General features: G+C 30.7%; 18 protein-coding genes and 1 pseudogene. 5 read left to right on the plus strand and 14 right to left on the minus strand.

Going from position 1 to position 18,977, the window contains the following annotated elements:
- Positions 1–176: 176 nt before the first annotated feature.
- The 4 genes and pseudogenes from BIW12_RS12660 to BIW12_RS12675 all read right to left on the minus strand — a co-directional run bounded on the left by BIW12_RS12660 (position 177) and on the right by BIW12_RS12675 (position 3,855).
- Positions 177–1,316 (minus strand): hypothetical protein, encoded by a 1,140-nt coding sequence (locus BIW12_RS12660; protein WP_071185449.1) that lies wholly within the window; start codon positions 1,314–1,316, stop codon positions 177–179.
- Positions 1,317–1,377: 61 nt separating this feature from the next.
- Positions 1,378–2,286 (minus strand): DUF5655 domain-containing protein, encoded by a 909-nt coding sequence (locus BIW12_RS12665; RefSeq protein ID WP_071185450.1) that lies wholly within the window; start codon positions 2,284–2,286, stop codon positions 1,378–1,380.
- A gap of 523 nt (positions 2,287–2,809) precedes the next feature.
- A pseudogene (locus tag BIW12_RS16580) lies at positions 2,810–3,607 on the minus strand (DNA-methyltransferase); the annotation flags it as partial.
- Positions 3,604–3,855, minus strand: coding sequence for a hypothetical protein (locus tag BIW12_RS12675; RefSeq protein WP_071185451.1), 252 nt, complete (start codon positions 3,853–3,855; stop codon positions 3,604–3,606). The gene BIW12_RS12675 and the pseudogene BIW12_RS16580, both read right to left, overlap by 4 nt.
- 96 nt (positions 3,856–3,951) lie before the next feature.
- Between BIW12_RS12675 and BIW12_RS12680 the strand changes: the two genes are divergently transcribed.
- The 5 genes from BIW12_RS12680 to BIW12_RS12700 are packed head-to-tail and all read left to right on the plus strand — an operon-like array spanning position 3,952 to position 7,465.
- Entirely contained in the window at positions 3,952–4,170 is a 219-nt protein-coding gene (locus tag BIW12_RS12680; protein ID WP_071185452.1) for a helix-turn-helix domain-containing protein, read from the plus strand.
- Position 4,171: 1 nt separating this feature from the next.
- The gene (locus BIW12_RS12685) at positions 4,172–4,711 is read left to right on the plus strand and encodes a hypothetical protein (protein ID WP_071185453.1); all 540 of its coding nucleotides are present in this window, start codon (positions 4,172–4,174) and stop codon (positions 4,709–4,711) included.
- A gap of 1 nt (position 4,712) precedes the next feature.
- Positions 4,713–5,231 (plus strand): hypothetical protein, encoded by a 519-nt coding sequence (locus BIW12_RS12690; RefSeq protein ID WP_071185454.1) that lies wholly within the window; start codon positions 4,713–4,715, stop codon positions 5,229–5,231.
- 1 nt (position 5,232) lies between these two features.
- Positions 5,233–6,063 (plus strand): hypothetical protein, encoded by an 831-nt coding sequence (locus BIW12_RS12695; protein WP_071185455.1) that lies wholly within the window; start codon positions 5,233–5,235, stop codon positions 6,061–6,063.
- A gap of 10 nt (positions 6,064–6,073) precedes the next feature.
- Positions 6,074–7,465, plus strand: a complete 1,392-nt coding sequence (locus BIW12_RS12700) for a ParB N-terminal domain-containing protein (protein WP_071185456.1) — start codon at positions 6,074–6,076, stop codon at positions 7,463–7,465.
- 75 nt (positions 7,466–7,540) lie between these two features.
- Here the strand turns inward: BIW12_RS12700 and BIW12_RS12705 are convergent, their stop codons facing one another.
- The 10 genes from BIW12_RS12705 to mnmE all read right to left on the minus strand — a co-directional run bounded on the left by BIW12_RS12705 (position 7,541) and on the right by mnmE (position 18,901).
- Positions 7,541–8,743, minus strand: a complete 1,203-nt coding sequence (locus BIW12_RS12705) for an IS256 family transposase (RefSeq protein ID WP_071185457.1) — start codon at positions 8,741–8,743, stop codon at positions 7,541–7,543.
- Positions 8,744–8,865: 122 nt separating this feature from the next.
- Positions 8,866–9,747, minus strand: coding sequence for a DNA adenine methylase (locus BIW12_RS12710; RefSeq protein ID WP_071185458.1), 882 nt, complete (start codon positions 9,745–9,747; stop codon positions 8,866–8,868).
- A 64-nt stretch (positions 9,748–9,811) separates the two neighbouring features.
- On the minus strand, positions 9,812–12,088 hold the full coding sequence (locus BIW12_RS12715) for a DUF3987 domain-containing protein (protein WP_071185459.1): 2,277 nt from the start codon (positions 12,086–12,088) through the stop codon (positions 9,812–9,814).
- Positions 12,085–12,363: a helix-turn-helix domain-containing protein gene (locus tag BIW12_RS12720; protein ID WP_071185460.1), complete on the minus strand. Its 279-nt coding sequence runs from the start codon at positions 12,361–12,363 to the stop codon at positions 12,085–12,087. Before BIW12_RS12720 ends, BIW12_RS12715 begins: the two co-directional genes overlap by 4 nt.
- A gap of 1 nt (position 12,364) precedes the next feature.
- Positions 12,365–12,661, minus strand: coding sequence for a helix-turn-helix domain-containing protein (locus BIW12_RS12725; protein WP_071185461.1), 297 nt, complete (start codon positions 12,659–12,661; stop codon positions 12,365–12,367).
- A gap of 231 nt (positions 12,662–12,892) precedes the next feature.
- The gene (locus BIW12_RS12730) at positions 12,893–14,218 is read right to left on the minus strand and encodes a hypothetical protein (protein WP_071185462.1); all 1,326 of its coding nucleotides are present in this window, start codon (positions 14,216–14,218) and stop codon (positions 12,893–12,895) included.
- A 57-nt stretch (positions 14,219–14,275) separates the two neighbouring features.
- Positions 14,276–15,790, minus strand: a complete 1,515-nt coding sequence (locus BIW12_RS12735; RefSeq protein WP_071185463.1) for a hypothetical protein — start codon at positions 15,788–15,790, stop codon at positions 14,276–14,278.
- Between the two features lie 2 nt (positions 15,791–15,792).
- Positions 15,793–16,899, minus strand: a complete 1,107-nt coding sequence (locus tag BIW12_RS12740) for a site-specific integrase (protein WP_071185464.1) — start codon at positions 16,897–16,899, stop codon at positions 15,793–15,795.
- Positions 16,900–16,906: 7 nt separating this feature from the next.
- Positions 16,907–17,278, minus strand: a complete 372-nt coding sequence (locus BIW12_RS12745; protein WP_071186400.1) for a helix-turn-helix domain-containing protein — start codon at positions 17,276–17,278, stop codon at positions 16,907–16,909.
- 219 nt (positions 17,279–17,497) lie between these two features.
- Entirely contained in the window at positions 17,498–18,901 is a 1,404-nt protein-coding gene (mnmE, locus tag BIW12_RS12750) for a tRNA uridine-5-carboxymethylaminomethyl(34) synthesis GTPase MnmE (protein WP_071185465.1), read from the minus strand.
- Between the last annotated feature and the right edge of the window lie 76 nt (positions 18,902–18,977).

Here is an 18,977-nt window from a genome sequence, read left to right on the forward strand (position 1 = left end):
TATTTTTCAGAATAACTTTTCAACTTACACAGTTAGTGAGACACTACCATTTAATCGTAGTTGTTAACAAAATCAGCATATTAGGAGAACCTATTTTTATCATAACGATTATTTTACTATAGATTATTCACTATTGTATTTATCATAGTGAATGATGCATACAATGCGTTTTTTTGTTATCTGTAATAGTAGTTGGTTTGTTTCGGTTTATGGAATTCTTCCCGGTCGTTGTCATTGAGTAATTCGTCTTCTCTGTTTATGAATGGGTCAAACCAATCCGCTTTTTCGTTTGCCCATTTAATCCATTCTTTTAATTCTTCTGTGAGCGTGTTTTCTTGGATAGCTTTTTGCTCCGTTGCATTAATAAAGTTTCTGTAAATTGTAGCTTTTTCAAATTTCTCTGCATCTGAAAATAGTTTTTGGGTTTTAATAATTTCTTTTGCTTTGCGGGCTTTAAATTCTTGTTCTATTTTTAGCCTTCTCTCATTTTCTTGATGCCAAATTTCTCTTTGGATTTCGTCTTGTTTTTCTTTGACAGCTTGTAATTCTAGTTTGGCAATTATGTTAGGAATTTTATCTTCTAATTTACTAGTATTAGTATCTGTCCATTCTTTTGCTGGGTAAACATATAAACTAAGCGATAAAATATTTGAAGGATATAATTCTGTTGAATCATAATAGGTGCCTTTCACTATTTTTCTTTTCAATCTTTCTCTTAACCCAAAACCTAACTCAATATTGTCAATTACTATTTTACTTCCTTCTTTTACAATTATTTTATGACCTCTCTTTTGTATTGCTTTTATAAAAATATCCATAAATAGTAATGCTCTTTTTATATTTTGTGGTGAAACCGTAATATTGAGAACACCAACAGAAGTGTTTAGAAGCCCCCTTATATTATGAATGTATGAAGGTTCTTTAGTTTTTAAGTCATTTTTTGCCTCAATAATTAGGGGATGTGGTTTTGTTAATTTTTCTGGAAATATAATACTGCTTTTTAGTGTGTTTTTTATTTCTGTTGTAAGTTGGTGCAATTCGTTTCCTTCACCTTTTATGACTGTTTCAGCATTTTCTCTGAAATTTAATGTAATTGAGTTTTCAACTTTATTATTTACAGGAAGCTTTTCAATAATGACTTTTTTGTTGAATTTAATTTTTTGCCAATGGCCATTTTTTGGTAATGGAATATCGAGTTTTTTGCAAACTTTGCGTAAGCCATTATCTGAAAGATTGTATTTCTTTGCCAATTTAGATAAGGGATTTTCCCAAACTAAATCGTAAAGTTGCTGTCTTGTTAGTTTAATTTGTTCCATCACTTTATTATTTAAATAAATTCAAATAATAAAGTTAGGGATTATATTAATGATTTAATAACTAGACAATAGCCTGTTTTACTAGACTCATAATATACTCTAAGTTTTCGGTGTCTTTGACAGTGACTTCATAATCACCATTACCCCAATGGCCAGTTTCAGAAACATCTTTCATCAGATTTTTAGGATCATCTAATATTCCTTTTTTAAGGTTTATAAAGATTTTAATTCCTTTTTTGAGCGTAACAATGTCAGCAATGTTTTTGTTCTTTTTGAATGCGATATACAATTTTTTAGGAATAATTTCAATATCATCTGTTAGGTTTAAGATGGCATTTTTAAAAGTTTCGTATAATTCAACTATTTCCTCGGGATATGAATTTAAATGGTCTTCTTCTGTATATACTTTGATTTCATCGGTAACTGACTTTATTACACTGTTTTGTTGCGTTAATGGTTTAATGCTTTCAGCAGATTTGGTTTTTTTAATTGGGCTGATGCCGATTAAATCATTTTCATATCTTTTAATTTCCCATAATTCAATAGCAATGTCTTTAAAATTAGTAGCTAATCGTTGATTCTCTGTAAAACTAGGTGATACAAAAATCACTCTGGTTTGTGACCAATCTACTGTGGAACTGTGAATGGTTTTATGCAAGGTTTCGTTATAGCACAATACAAAATCGGCTTTGTTTTCGAGCATTAAGCTTAAATAGGTAAAACCTTGATCGACCACGCTATCATTTTTAGCTCTTTTGTATTCAATTATGATAAAAGCTTTGGATTGTGGGTCATAGCCCAAAGTGTCAATTCGTTTGCCTTTAATAACAAATTCAGACTTTACCATTTCAAGCCCCATCAATTCTATCAAATTGTTCTCAAACAAGGTTTGAATTTCTCTTTCTAATTTAAAAGGTTTTTCTTTTAATACACTTAGATTATTTGTTTTTGAAACTTGATAGAGGTTCATATTAGTGAGGATAGAATTGATTTTTTAAAGTAAAGACTTATATTTCTTTTAAAAAAATATTTTCAGAAAAAGTTAGTACAGGTAGATAATTTACAGATTTCAAATTAAATTCCTCCCTATATTCTTTCATCCATTTTTTGATGTTTGATTTGAGATTAACCATAGCTTCTTCTTTGAAGTTTTCTTTTAATGTAATTTCAAAATAATAATCTGTTTTTGAATCTTCCTTTCCTTTAATTTTTGATTTGTGTTTATGTGCGATTGATTTTATTTCGCCACAATAAGCAGTTAGTTGAAATTCTTTTGATCTTCCTCCAGTATAGATGATAATTTTTTTAGCATTGTGCAAATCATAAGGAAATTCCAGAAAATTATTTTGCTTATCGGTCGAGTGAAAATAAAAAGTGTTTGTTTCAGGAAGTTTAGCCAAATCTTTACTTCTTATATATCCTAAGACAACACGTTCTTTAGGTTTTGGCTCAACAGTAAGATAGTTTTGGAATTGTTTTTTATTCTCAAAACCATTTATTTTTTTGCGATAACTTTCTGCGATTTGTGGATTTTCGATTTCTAGTTTTCGAGCTGTGCTCATTTCCAGAAATTCTGTTTTTAAGTCGATTCCTAGAAAACGGCGATTACATAAATTGGCAGCAATTCCTGTCGTGGAGCTCCCTGCAAAAGGATCTAATATCCATGCATTAGGTTGTGTAGATGCCAGAATAATTCGAGTTAAAACAGCCAATGGTTTTTGCGTGGGGTGTTTACCACATGATTTTTCCCAGCCAGCAATTGCAGGTAATTTCCAAACATCTTTCATTTGTTTGTTGTCATTTAACTGCTTCATTAATTCATAATTGTAATAATGAGGTACTTTTTCTTTTTTACGAGCCCAGATGATTAACTCCGCTGAGTGGGTAAAAAAACGACATGAAAAATTAGGTGGTGGATTGTTCTTTTCCCATGTAATGACATTAAGGATTTTAAAATCTAATTCTTGTAATAATTGTCCGATAGAGAATATGTTATGATAAGTACCACTTATCCAAATGGTACCATTATCTTTTAGTTTTTCACGTACTTTAGTTAGCCAGTTACGATTGAAATCATTGATAAAGTCATACCCACCAGATTTGTCCCAATTACCTTTATTTACCGATACAATTTGACCATTTTGAATAGACAAACCATCATTAGATAAAAAATAAGGAGGATCGGCAAAAACCATATCAAATTGATGATCAATTTGTGGTAATAATTCTTTGCAATCTCCCTGTAAAAGATAAAATTTTTTGTCTTGTGATTTAAAAAAGGGTTTTATCATTTAACAACGGATTTGAATTGTGATTGAAATTCACTTAACGAATATACTATTTTTTTATCATTGAATCCTTCATCAATATCAAGCCATCTTATTAAGATATTTTCATTTTTGCAATCTACAGTTGGATCAATAGTTACTTTTAAACCCATATATTCCCATATATGATAATCGTTTGAGTTTTTAAGAAAATCAATTAAGGGTTTTATTTTAGAATTTGTTTTTTCGATTCCTCTAAAATCTATTTTCATTTAATGAAGTTTTTATATACAAATATACAGAAAAATATTCATAATCACACTTATTGTGTGTAGATTTTGTTAATTAAAAAGTTCAACTTTGAAACTATGAAAGAAGAAGTCTTAATTCAATTTGGTAATAAAGTACGAGAACTCCGAATTTCTCAAAATTTATCTCAAGAAGCCCTTGCTGAAAAAAGTGGTTTGCATCGCAATTATATTGGGATGGTAGAGCGTGGAGAAAGAAATCCTTCCTTGATTAATATTCAAAAATTGGCAGATTCATTACAGATTGAATTGTCAGAATTATTAAGATTAAACCAATAGAATGAATAAAATTGATATTACAAACTTTGCTTTTTCGAATGATAGAGCAATTTTAAGAAAACAAATTATTACCCTTTTTTTAGATGAAACTCCAGGGACAGGAAAAGAACATTTAACAAGTCGATATTATTATATCACAAAGACATTAAATGATGGAAGAGAAGTTTATTTAAGTAGGCCAGCTCAGTTTAATAATGGTTTTGATTTTACATTAAATGTTTCTGGAATAAATTTTAATCTTGACTATTATAATGAAAAAGGTAATTTAAAAAGATCTACAACAAGACCAAGTCATGTACATATATTAGATGATTTAAGATCAAAAAAAAATGAAAATCTTGAATTGTACAATTCTTTACTATTGCAAATTGATTTAATTTATAATTGTCAAAATCCTACCCAAATTAATTTTGCTTTTACTTCTGGATATTCAACGGAACTAATACTAGAATGTATTAAATGGTTGTTTGTAGAGCAAGATGTGACTTATTGGAATTATTCTGGAAGAGCAATGTTTTATGGAGGTATAAAAGGAATTTAAAATGGCAAAAAAACCAAACACAGTTGGCGGTGGAGCTAGAACGAATCATAATGGATTGGCTTTTGAAGGAAGAACTGATTTGTTAGAAGCATTAAACCAGCACCCTGATTTTACAGTGATGGGAAATCAAGTATTTAGAGATGGAGCTATTGTTGCGCACTACTATGAGAAACATAATTTGTACAAAGGATTTTTAGAACCTAGTGGTGTAAATTATAAAAGTATATTATCTAAGAAAATATTACCTGATGGTGCCCTATTGGTTGGAGACACAATGTATATAATAGAGAAAAAATACCAAGCAGGTTCTGGTTCTGTTGATGAAAAACTACAAACATGTGATTTTAAGAAAAAACAATATGTAAAATTATTTACTCCTCTTAATATAAAAGTAGAATATTATTATGTTTTGAATGATTGGTTTGATAAAACTGAATATAATGATGTCTTTGAATATATTGAAAGTGTTGGATGTAAATACTTTATAGAAGAATTGCCGTTTAATGAAATAGGTTTATAATATGGCTGAAGATAAAAAAGAGAGTAAAGATTGGAAAAAAGAGATTCTTGAATGGGCTGGAATTTCAATTATTACAGTTATAATACTTGCCATTGGAATTACTTTATTTGCAAGATCTTGTAGTAAAATAAAAAATGAAAATGTTTATATTGATACACTTCATATATCAAAAATTAAGTATTTTGAAATTTCTCAAAAAAAAATTGACACAAATTATATAGCTTTAAACAAAGAACTAATCAACAATTTATATGTAACTACTGATAGTATAAATTCAAAAATAGTCAAAATAAATAAAGTAAGTTCTGATTTAAAAGAAATACAAAAAGAAAGTACAGAAACATTCCGGTTTTATTTAACTGTTATTGGTTTTATCTTTGCTATTGTTGGATTTTTTGGATTTAAATCAATTTTTGATACTAGACAGGCAGCTATTGAAAGAGCAGTGTTTGATGCAAAAAATATTGCCGAATCTAAAGCAAAAGAAATTGCAGAAATTGAATCTAAAAGAATCTCTGGTGAAAAAGCCAAAGAAGTTGCAGAGGAAATTGCTAAAAGTGAATCTCAAAAAATAGCTAAATCAGAAATAAAGATATACTTTGATGATAAATTTAATGGGGAAATGACAACTAGACTAAATGAATATTATGACAATAGAGAGGAAAGAATAACTAATATTGAAGAGGAAATTGATAAGTTAAAAAGACCTGAAGCATATGGCCTACTTACAAATGATAATAAAACAACCGAATTTAATAATAAAATAATTGAAATTGAAAAAAGATATATTGATTTATTGAGTTTAGTATCGGATATAAAATCAAAACAATAAGAGAAATCATATGGGAAAGATAAAAACGAAGGCAATTCCGCTAAAATTAAATAAAATCAATCAATTTAATGAAAAAACAAACTCTTCAAAAGGAGTATATAATGCGACTTGGAGACTAATTGATTTTATAAAATCATTAAAGTTCACACAAAGAGAGCCATTAAACTACAATATATTCCAAGACGATGCTAATCTTTTTAATCAGGATAGTAAAAAATATCCAGAATTTAATACTGATTATTATCAAAGGCTAATTAATGATGAAAAAACTAAAAAAGTCATTTTATTTCTAATAAAAGAATTAAAAACTGCAATATCTAATCCCAACGATTATTTAATAACGTTTCCTACATCTCTTATTTTTAGTTTATATACCAGTGAATTAAATTCAAAAGAGGAATATCTAGAATATTTAGAAGAAACAGAATTTAATGAAGATGATTTTAATGAAAATGTAGGAGTTTATATTACAGAAAGCGAAATACTTTTACCAAATTTGAATATTTTATTAGTAGTAGATGGTCAGCATAGACTTGCAGGTTTACTAGCAATATATTACTCATTGTTATCTGAAATTGAAGGAAACCATTTAAACAAAAAGCTAATAGATTTTGCTAGAAAATGCATAGAAAAAGAAGAATTTAACAATTATGATGAGTTAAAAATAAAAGTAGAAAATTTCGTGTTTAATTGTATGGTATTATTAGATTTTGATGTTTGGGAACAAGGAAAAGTTTTTGCCGACGTTAACTTCAATCAAAAACCTGTAAATAAATCTTTATATTATGATATTTTTGGTTCTTATCCTGATACTGAAAATAACGATTTATATATTGCACATCAGTGGGTAACATATTTAAATAACAAATCTGGTAGCCCCTTTTGCAAAAAAATAAAGATGCTTGGAAGTGGCGAAGGTTATATTTCTCAAGCTTTTTTAGTTGAATCATTTTTCCCTTTATTAAGAAGAAATGGGGTATGGAATGTTTTTTTAAATGAATCTATTTCCAACAAAGCATTATCTGAAAGACCAATTATTTTTTTAGAAATTTATTTTGATGTTATTAAAGAACTACTCAAGGAATTTTGGCCAATAGAAGGTGATAAACCTAGTTTATATAAACACATTTTATTTAAAACTACTGGTCTAGCTGCGCTTATTAAATTAGTTGAAGATATATATCCTAAAGTTGAAAATTTTGTATACAAGGGTAATGAAAAAGAGCTTGCAGATAAGATAAAATTAGAATTTCAAAATTCCGACGGTACTTTAAAATTTAACCCAATAAGATTATTTTCTAAAGATGGAGATTTTTCAAAGGGTGCAGGAAAAGGACTTCAAGTAAGGTTGTATAAACAATTAGCTTATGATTTAGGTTACAGAACTTCTCCAATTATTTAATATGGAGAAATATGTGTCTGTTTTAATTGACACTATCCCAAAAAGTGTGTAAGTTGAAAAGTTAAGGCTTCGTTTTTATAATCGGAGCCTTTTTTCAAATATAAGGGTAAATTGGTTTAAAACAATTCCCCAATTTTGAATAGGCATTGACCATTTTTTGGTCGCTTCTCTTAAAGCCAAAAATACCGATTTTAATACAGCATCATCTGTTGGGAACGACATTTTATTTTTAGTGTATTTTCTAATTTTTCCGTTTAAGTTCTCGATTAAATTTGTTGTATAAATGATTTTTCTAATTTCAATTGGAAAATCAAAAAATACGGTCAATTCATCCCAGTTATCTCGCCAGGATTTAATTGCATAAGAATATTTGGATTCCCATTTGTCTGCAAAATCGTTTAAAGCCAACTCTACTGCTTGTTTTGTTGGAGCGTTATAAATATGTTTCATATCGGCAGTAAATTGTTTTCGATCCTTCCAAACGACATATTTACAAGCATTTCTAATTTGATGAACCACGCAGATTTGTGTTTGAGATTCAGGGAAAACACTTCGGATTGTTTGAGTAAATCCATTTAAATTATCGGTAGCTGTAATAAGTATATCTTCAACGCCACGGGCTTTTAAATCAGTCAAAACACTCATCCAAAAGCTACTGCTTTCATTCTTACCAAGCCACATTCCTAAAACATCTTTTTTACCATCTCTGTTAAGCCCTACAGCTAAATAAATAGTTTTATTGATAACTTTCGAACCTTCTCTAACCTTAAAAACAATACCATCCATCCAAACAATTAAATAAAGCTCTTCTAGTGGCCTGTTTTGCCAAGTAACTACTTCATTTGTAATTGTGTTGGTAATACGTGATATAGTCGAAGAAGACACTTCAAAATCATATACCTCCTTGATCTGTTCTTCAATATCACTAACACTCATGCCTTTAGCATAAAGTGAGATGATGACATTTTCAATACCTTGGGCTATATTTTCTCTTTTAGGAACAAGCAGGGGATTAAAGGAAGAATCTCTGTCACGAGGAACTTTGATTTCTTGTTGACCAAAAGAGGTCTTTATTTTTTTAGTTCCGTGTCCGTTGCGATAATTACCCTTAGTGGTTTTATCGTGTTTTTCATTGTCTAAATGAGCATCAAGTTCGGCTTCGAGCATATGTTCAACAGCTCGTTTGTGCATCGTTTGAAAGAATGAGGTTAAATCTTCTGCATTCTTGAAGGATTTATAGAAATCCTTGTTGTTTAATAAGTCGTCTTTGTCAATCATAATTATGTAAGGTTAAAAATAACAAAAAGTTATTTCCGAAAAATATTTTTGAGCTTTTTAAAGGAGCTCAAATATTTTTCAGAATAACTTTTCAACTTACACAGTTAGTGAGACACTACCTTTTAATTCGTAATTAATAATTCGGTTAACTTTCCTCTTTTTTCAGCATTTGCATTAATCATTCGGGTTGCAAAAACACGATTGATATTGAATTCTTCGTAAATATCGTCAAAAAAAGTGTCAGTTATATCTTTTCCTTTCACATCGGAGTTACTTAATATCCATTTATGGTTTAATTTATCTAGTTTTTTACAAAAATCACGTAAACGTATTTGTTCATTATCGTCAAATTCGTCTTTGGCATAAGAATTAAAACTTGATGTATTGCTAAGTGGTTTATAAGGAGGATCAAAATAAAACAACGAAGGTTTTTCGGTTTGTTTTAGGGTTTCTTGATAATCTCCTGTTAGGATTTCTACGCGTTGTAAAACCTCACTAACGGCTAATAAATTTTTATCATCACAAATGGTGGGTTTTTTATAACTCCCCATTGGTACATTAAAACCGTTGTTTTTATTTACGCGGTACAAGCCATTAAAGCAAGTTCTGTTTAAAAAGATAAATAGTGCAGCTTGGATTACCGTATCAGTTGAACGCGTATTAAATAATTCGCGTTTGTCGTAATAATATAGTTTTTTGTTTTCTTGATCGTTTTCAAAAGCATGAAATTCCCCTTGAAAATGTCGTAAAACAGAAATCAATTCATTCGTTTTAGTAGCAATGACTTTGTATGCATTAGTTAAGTCGCTATTAATATCATTAATAACCGCTTTGTCAATATTTTTGAATTCATTTAACATCCAAAACATAACCGCTCCGCTACCCACAAAAGGCTCCACATAGGTGAATTTTTGAGTAATAAATTCTTTTGGTAAGGCTTTTTGAATATCGTTAATTAACTGTGTTTTACCACCAGCCCATTTTAAAAATGGTTTTGCTTGCATAAGTATAATGTTATTGGTCAAAAATAGTATTTTAAACTTATTTTTTTTGTTTTTTTGTCTTCTTTTAATTCACTTTTTCATAGACCCCATACTCAGGTTGTTGTAAGTATTTGCCTAGGCAGGATTTAAGAAAAGTTCCAGCTGTTCTTTCGGCAATATTGAAATTTTTAGCGAGTTCAACAGCTTCTTTTCGAGTGAAATGATTAGGTAAGGCATCAAAGAAGTCTTTTTTGTTTTGTCCTGATTTGAAAGGCCCTTGTTCTTCGTCTTCTTGTTTTGGTAGGTTTTCAAACATTAGAATGTTGTGTTTTAAATAGACTTCAATCAATTGTAATGCTGCTTCAAAATCTTCGTTCAGGCATTCAATGTCCGTAGCTACTTCCTGTGCTTGAAATTTTCTAATCGCTGTAAAAATCATGCATATTCGATATAAAACCAATCCTAAACGTTTTACAATACTCTGTGCATCTTCGGAAACAAAAGCACTGATTTGGCTTAAGTATTCACTGAATGTTGGGTTGAATTTATCCCATTGTTCTCTGCTTAAATGTATTTTGGTTCTACCGCTATCGAGAAATAAAACCATTTCATAGACTACATTTGCTAACTTGGCAAAATGTTCTGTTAAATTGACTCTTGAACCATACGGCGAAGGATCAATCCATTTGCTATCAGTTTTGAAAACATAGAATACAAAACGGCTAAATAAACCGTCTTCGGCAGATGAAATAATGTTATACACTTGTTGTGGTGTGCCTGAAAGTGCTACTGCTAAACGTGGATTGTTGATTTCGAAATACTCATTATTGGTTTTTCTTGAAATGGATATTTTTTCACTATGAAAAGCTTTTCTCAATAAATCAGAATAGGACCCCCAATCATTTTTAAATACCTGACCTAAAGTATCGGCTTCTGTTTCGCAGATAATTCCCGTACCCTCATTTTGTTGCAAGTGTTGAATAATCTTTGCATTACTGGTATTGGCAGGAATGAATACTACTTTGAATGGTGGTTCTTCGGGAATATCTTCTTGTGTATTGTCGTCTTTCTTTTGGAAACGTTGCGCTTTTTTGTAAGCCGCCATTTTGATGTCGTATTCTTTTTTTTGCTCTCTTGAATTTTTGAGCACTTCTTCGTGGTATTTATCGGCTAATTCTTTAGAAGATTGAAGTGCACCTTTACCCGAAGCAGCAGGAGCAAGGATGAAAGAAAATAAATGAGGATAGACGGTTCTTCCACCATACTCGCCAGTTACATTTGGTAAACAACCCGATAGAATTGCTAAAGCACCTGTTAGAAACGTATCTCTTTCTCTTGGTTCGGAGAATGCTTCTGCACCTTGTTTTAGAATAGGTGGTAAGTTGTCGTAAACCGATTGCGGAATGGTTGGTGTATTTAATAAATAGTTTTCGTCGTCTATTGGTTCCTTTTTTGTTTTACTACCATTTGTTTTTTGTGGTAAAGGTTTACGGTTGGCAAAGTCGGCAAACTTGGCAAATTCAGCCGACTGATTTTTGTAAGCACTATGTACGGATGCTTTAATTTCTTTTTCGTCTAAATCAAAATTGGTTGTACAAAAGTCTAGTGTATCGGCTTCGATAATCCCGAACCGATTGGCATTAGAGGCAAAAAGATGAATGAAATTGTTACGGTTGCCCATTTCATACTTTTCTTTCTCTTCCGTGAATTTTAGACATTTATCTAGTAAAGTGTCGGTAGATTGCCATGGTTGCGTTTCTGTTTTTTGTTTTATAGGAAGTGGCTTGTCTTCGTTCTTAACTTCGAAAATTGTAACTTCTTCGTTTAGATGTAATTCTGAATCAGAAGAAACAAAACATAATCGGGTACTATCTTTGCATTTTGGATCAAAATCATAGCCTGAAAGCTCTTTGTAATAATTTGCCACTTGATTGTAGGCTGTAAAGTGTTGTGCTGCATTGGAGTCGATTTTAATGAATACTTTTATTCCTTCGCCACTTGGGCTGATAAACGAAGCGAAAGTGTATTTGCATTCGTTTATCAGTGTTACCAATGTGCTGAGTTCTGTAACCGGAATATGGTCAAAGTCTAATCCTATTATTTGAGAATAGGAGAGTAGGTTTGCTTTAGTTCTGCTTGTCCCAAAAGTGCCTGACATTGTAAAACCTATTAATTCACTCTTGATTTTGTCGGCTGTTTTTTGGTCTCCTTTGTGTAAAGCGTATCGAATAGAATTGATTTCTCCCTGGTGTTTTCCTGATTTGATTTCTTCTAGGATTTCCACGATGTTTCTATCTTCTAATTTTGTTGCAAAGTTTTGATACACGCTAACCATCAATTTATTGTTTGCTACTTCGCTCATTTTTTCTTCGGATTATAGTTCTCGTTTAATAATTCTTGGATGTCTGAAAGACGATAATATATTTTATTGCCTAATTGGGAATAACCTATAAAACCTGAGTCTCTCCAAAGTTGTGCTGTGCGCTTACTGATGTTCATTAATTGCAGGAATTCCTGATTGTCGAAAAATACATCTTGTGGTTCTAGGTGTTGCTTTGTTTTTACATTCAAAGCCAATTCACTAATGCGTGTATGGATTTTATCCAACATTTCTTCGGTGGGTGTGTAGAATGGCATCCTATTTTCTTTTATTGGTTAGTAAATAGTTTGCTGCCATAGTTTCAATTTCGTCCGTTGACGATTGACGGTTGCGTTGTAACCATTCGTCTAATTCTTCACGTTTGAAGTAGAGCTTTTTCCCTTGTGGGCAAAAATGTGGTATTAGCTTTTGGCTAGTCATTTTATACAAATGCGAGGCACTCATATCTAAATAAGTACAGGCTTCGTTAAGATTGAGCACTTCTTTTTTTAATAAGTTTTGCTCTTGTAACATCATTTCGATGTTGGCTAATTTTTGAAGGATAATTTCTTCCATCTTGCTTTGAAATTTTAGTATTAAAAACTTCCTCTCTCATGCTTGAGGATGAGAGGTTTTATCCTCAAACATAGGTGCAAGATATTTCAGATACAGGCACAAAAAGAACTCCGCCTTTATAGAGCGGAGTGAAGGCGGAGTCTTGATTTTATTGGGATTAATAAGTATTAACTATGCAAAAGAAAGATAGTCTAAAAAAAGTTGAAATAAATTAAGGAGGTGCGGAGTTGGTTAGCCAATATTTTGAACGATGTATTTTAATTTGATGTCATTCTTTGGCTTTTTGGTATCCTTGATAGTATCAGGTTTAAAGTCTTCGTTCCCAAACTTGAAATTAACTGATGTAATTTGCCATTTGTTAGTTTGGCAGTTTTCAATTTTCCCTAAAGACAATAAATAATCAATAAATGATTTTAATTCTCCTTTTTGACCTAACCATGAAATTTTGGTTTCCGGTTGTTTGCCTGTGAATAGTTTTAGGAAGTCTTTTTTACTCTCTTCGTTTAAATATTGTTTTGTAACTAAAGCATAATGTAAGTTGGTCGCTTTGTCTTTAATAGAGGCTTGTAAACCTTTTAATTTGAATACTTTTGGTGCTTCAATAATAGATGTTGTTTTTAAAGTTTTTTGACTTGCTAAAGGTGTAATGCTTGTAAAATATTCTTTTTCGTTTTCAAGCCATTCCTTTATGGTTTTAATGTATTTTTTTTCACCTTTATTGAAGGTATTCAAAAGTGTTTTTTGTCTATGTTGGTGGTTTTGATTTATAAAGTCAAATTTTAATTTTTCGGTATCTGTAATTTTTCCTTCTTTAACTAATATTGTAGTCTCGATTAAAGATAGTATTTCTAAGGTTTTTTTGTAAAGACTGTCAACTAGTTCAGAGGGAGTTACCATTTGTAAAGTAGTTCGTCCTAAATATCTGTTTGTTTTGTGTTTTCCTTTCACAAATGGAAGTGTTTTTTCAAACTTAGGTTTTAATGGTGTGAAAAAAGGTAATTCAAAAGGAAAGAATCTTAGCCATTTTTGATAAATTTCAAAAAGTAATTTCAAGCTTGTTTCTTCATTTTTAGGAGTATAATTACTTTGTTCGACAAAATAATTTAATAATACTTTTTTCTTATTTGCAGGTATTTTATTTTTTTTACTTTTTATAAATGCTTCAACTAATTCTACATATATATGATATCCCACAGCTGGTTGACCCAAGCTAGTTATAGCTAATTCAAAATAATCGCTAATATCTTCAAACCAATCTGTATTGTCAATTGTTTTAATGATTTGGTGGTTTGTATAATCTACCGTTTTTAGTATTCGTGTTGGAAGGTTTTTGTATAAAGTATTCTTATCAAAATTAAATTTTTTGTAACTTGATAAGTGTTTTTCACAACAATTAGGGAAAAGTTCAAAAAAGTTTTCTAATCTTTTTAAATTAATTTTATGAGCATTGCAACAGTTTGGGTATTCAACTGGAAAATTGTAATCATCTGGTTTGTTAATTTCAAAGGGATGGATAATGAAATTAGAAGCATCAATTTCAATAAAAGGTTTAATCATATTGAAGCAATATATCGTTACTATTCTTCTTACAATAATATGATTATTTTTTTGAAGTTATAATATTGACTTAACTATTTTTTTTATGTTTACGTCGCTTGATGTTATTACGGTATCTTTTATTTTAGTATTATTGAAATGAATGCCATTGTGTAAAAATATATCAGCAGTGATAATCCATTTAGAACTAATCTTTTCAATAAGATTTTCGCTGATTGAATAATTAATAAAAGATTTCAAGTCGCCAAATAATCCAGTCCAATTGATTTTATTGTCAGGAGGATTGCCAATGAAAGCATTTATAAAGTCATTTTTTGAATTAGGATCAATATGTTTTTCTCTTTCAAGTGCTTCAAATAGATCTGTTGCTTTCTTTTTTTTAGAAGCTCCAGCTTTTATTTTAAAAGTAGAAATAGGAGTAGTTGTTTTATTGTTATTTGAAATTTCGGAAGGTAATTTTAATAATTCTGATTGTAAACGCTTTATATAACCATTAATGAAGTAAGCAGAAAATTTAGGACTTAAAATTTTACTTTTTTTGGGAATGTATTTATAACTGTCGTAAGGGCAAAAGATGTTACATTTTGTGATTTCATCAAAAGCAATTAATACTTCTTTTGGATCATCAATTTCAATGATTTTTCTAATTCTGTCTACTATAACATCAGAAGTATCACCATTAATGAAATTATTTAAAAGCATTAATTCTTTTTTGATAACTGATTTTTTGTCTACTATATAGGTGGAGTTGAAACTAAGCATTGCTTCATAAATTGAATAGCTTAGTTCTTCAAAAAACAATTTTTGTTGGTGATTTTCAATTTCTTCTATTTTTTCGTCAGTTAGATTAAGTTTGTTAAGTTCATCCCATAAATCTTCTTTTGAAAAAACACTCCAGCCAGAGGCTGTTACAGTACAATTTAACCAAGAATTTATATAGTTTTCTCTAAGCTTGATAAAATAAATTCTATCTTCTTCATCTTGTATATAACTGTAATTAATTTCTGTTCGGTCAAACCATTTTTTTATATTGAATAGCAAAATATCATTAATGTAGTTTTCTATTGTTGAAATCATTAGGTTTAGTAATTCTTTAGCTATATCTAAAGATTCCACATTTTTGAAATTTGTATTGCATTTAGATAATTCCTCTGGGATAGCATTATAAGGGATATAAAAATAAAAATTGCAGTATTCTTCTAAATCGATACTGTCAAAATAGGCCTTATAATCTTTAAAAGGGAATTTTTTAGATTTTAAATTATTTTCTAAAATATCTAAAATATCAATATAAAGAACTTTTGCAATGATTTTATCTACAGGAGGAATCTTTATTCCTTTAGTTCTTTCAAGGAATTCATCATTATTTTCATCAGTTCTAATATTAAAAAGCCTAATTATACTATCGTTAAAAATAGTGACATTACTTACTGTTGACCAATTAAAATTGTAAAGCTCTTGAAGTTTGTTAGTGTATTCAGATAAAGAAATGTTTTCTTTATTTTGGAATTCATAGAAGCTTTCTAATGTATGAACAACTTTAACAAAACGCTCTTTAATAAATTCAGTCATATTTAGAAATCAAGTTTAATTCGGTTAGCAGCTTCCATTTTCTTTTCATCAATTATTTTGGCATAGACCTGGGTTGTTCTGATGTCTTTGTGTCCTAATAATTTTGATACTGTAAATATATCAGTTCCCAAAGTTAATTGCAAGGTGGCATAGGTGTGTCTAGCACAATGAAATGTAATAGTTTTGCTTATTCCAGCTTTCATTACCCATTGTTGTAATTTTAGGTTGTGCCAGGCACTGTATTTGAGTCCTTTGAATACTCTTTCTTCAGGTTCTCCTATTTCTTTTAATAAATCACGAGCTTGGTCTGAAATTGGCAATGTTTCTGCGCCTTTGGTTTTCTTTTGTCTGAAACGAATGTACCAACCGTAATCATTAGAGTGTTGTATCTCTGACCATACTAATTTGTTTATATCAGACCATCTTAAACCTGTTAGACAACTGAATATAAAAGCTGTTTTTAGAATTGGAATTTCACATTCGTATTTTAGGATGCTTTGTAATTCTTCGAGGGTTAGAAATTCTCTTTCGGTATCTCCTTGTGGTAAACTTTCTACTTGTTCGGCTGGGTTGGAGCGGATAATTCCGTCTTTAAAAGCTTGTTTTAAAGCTGCTCTAAATTTGTTGAAATAAGAATGTGCTGAATTATCAGAAAGGTTTTTATTGCTAGGTGTTTTAGCTGTTTTAGTTAAGTATTCTTTGAAGTCTGCCACAAACTTGCTATCAAGTTGTCCGAAAGAAATATCTTTAGGGCAAAACTTTCTTAAATGTTTGATGGTACTGTCCCAATTGTCATAGTTGCCTTTGCTTTCTAGTCGTTTTTCGGCTAAGGTTTCCATGTAGATAATAAAGAAACCTTTTAGTTTTTCTTGATCGTTGAATCCGTACATTCCGTTTTGGATTTCTAAATGTCTTTTAGAACGAATGCTTTCAGCCAAAGAAAGGATTTTTTTATTTTCGTCTTTTTGAGCTTGTGTTAATTTGCCTGTTTCAGGTTCCGGGATGAGGTACAGTCCTAAATATTCATACTCTCGTTTACCATTTTTATAGTAATCGAGATACAGGCTTATTTTTTTGCCTTTTTGTCTTTGTCTTAAAGTTACCTTCATGTTACCGTTAATTAAAAAGTTTATCTATTTGTGAACGCTCAATTATTTTCTTCCTCCCAAACTTGTGTGTTTGTAAATCCCCTCGTTTAATCATCCTATTTATTGTCCATCTACTAACCCCGATTAAATCGGCAGCATCTTGAACGCATAAATAGTTTTTGTTGGTTAGTGAGTTAGGGTTTGCAGTTGGCAAGGTTTGCAAACTTTGCATTGTTTGCTGTTGCTCTATTAAAGAGTTTTGAATTTTCTCTTCTTTGGCTTTTTGTTTGTAGTGTCTAGAATTACACTTTAGGCAACAATAGCGGGTTAATGTGGTTTTGGCTATATAAGCTTTTCCACAATAAGTACAGGTTTTCGGTATGGCCATATTACTACTCATAACGTGTTGCATTATGTTGCCTTATGTGGCGAAATGTAGCAATAGGTAGCATCATTTGACCAAGGTTGTTGTCATTGAGTTTTGGGCAACAAAATTATTCATAGGGCAACAATTGAACAACAAATATAACGAATAAAGTGTTAATTGGCAACAAATAAAAGAAGGATAATATTTGTAAAATCAATAAAAACAGGTGGTTAGTAATTAAAAGAAAGGTAATTACTTCCCGATACAAAAATTAGCAAAAATATTCCCTAATAATTCGTCGTTTGTAACCTGTCCGGTAATCATCCCAAATTGATATAAAGCTTCTTTTATGTCCAGAGCCATCAGGTCGCTGGAAAGATTGGTTTCTAGGCCATATTTTACTTTTTGAATTTCTTCCAGCGCTTTTAACAACGAATCGTAATGTCTGGTGTTGGTTACAATTGTTTCGTTGTTGCGTAAAGCACCAGTGTTGACAAACGATAATAATTTATTTTTTAATTCATCAATTCCTACTTTATTTTTAGCGGAAATAAATTGAAGTTGTGCGTTGTGTGTTGTGAGTTGTGTTTCAATTAACTTGATTTTTTCTTCTGAAAGCAAATCCATTTTATTGATAACAATCAAAAGTGGTTTTAAAGGAAATTGATTTTTAACTTTTTCAATCTCAATTTTTAGAGCTTCTAAACTCACAACCGATAACTCATAACTGTCAACTAAATAAAGAACCACTTGTGCCTGTTCTATTTTTTCGAAAGTTTTTTTGATTCCAATGCTTTCTACATAATCCTGAGTTTCACGAATTCCGGCCGTATCTATAAAACGGAAGCCGATTCCCCCAATGACTAATTCATCTTCGATAGTGTCACGAGTTGTTCCGGCAATGTCTGAAACAATGGCGCGCTCTTCATTCAACAAAGCATTCAAAAGGGTTGATTTTCCAACATTAGGTTCGCCTACAATGGCTACCGGAATTCCGTTTTTGATAACATTTCCAACAGCGAACGAATCTATTAATCGTTTTAAAACAAATTCGATTCTGTTCAATAATTCATTAAACTGACTTCTATCGGCAAATTCCACATCTTCTTCTGCAAAGTCTAATTCGAGTTCAATTAAAGAAGCAAAATTCAATAATTCTTCACGTAATTTGGCAATTTCATTCGAAAATCCGCCACGCATTTGCTGCATCGCAATTTGGTGTGAAGCTTCGTTGTCAGACGCAATTAAATCGGCTACGGCTTCGGCTTGTGATAAATCGAGTTTTCCGTTCAAGAAAGCACGTAATGTAAATTCTCCTGCATCGGCCATTCGACAGCCATTTCGAAGCAATAACTGAATAATTTGCTGCTGAATATAAGTAGAGCCGTGACAGGAAATTTCAACAGTATTTTCGCCAGTATAAGAATTAGGTCCTTTGAAAATAGAAACCAGTACCTGATCCAAAGTTTTTGCACCATCAACAATATGCCCTAAATGCAGCGTATGCGTTTTTTGCTTAGTTAAGTCTTTTTCCTTAATTGATTTAAAAACTGAATTAGCGATGCTGATGGCATCCTGACCTGAAATACGGATAACGGCAATGGCTCCGGCACCTGAAGCTGTGGCTAGTGCTACTATAGAATCGTTGTTTAGCATTTTCTTAATTATTGGTTGCAAAGGTACTAAATCTAATGAAGTATTGTTGAACAGCTCAATATAAAAGAATATTTTG

It is taken from the genome of Flavobacterium commune, assembly GCF_001857965.1.
GTDB lineage: Bacteria > Bacteroidota > Bacteroidia > Flavobacteriales > Flavobacteriaceae > Flavobacterium > Flavobacterium commune.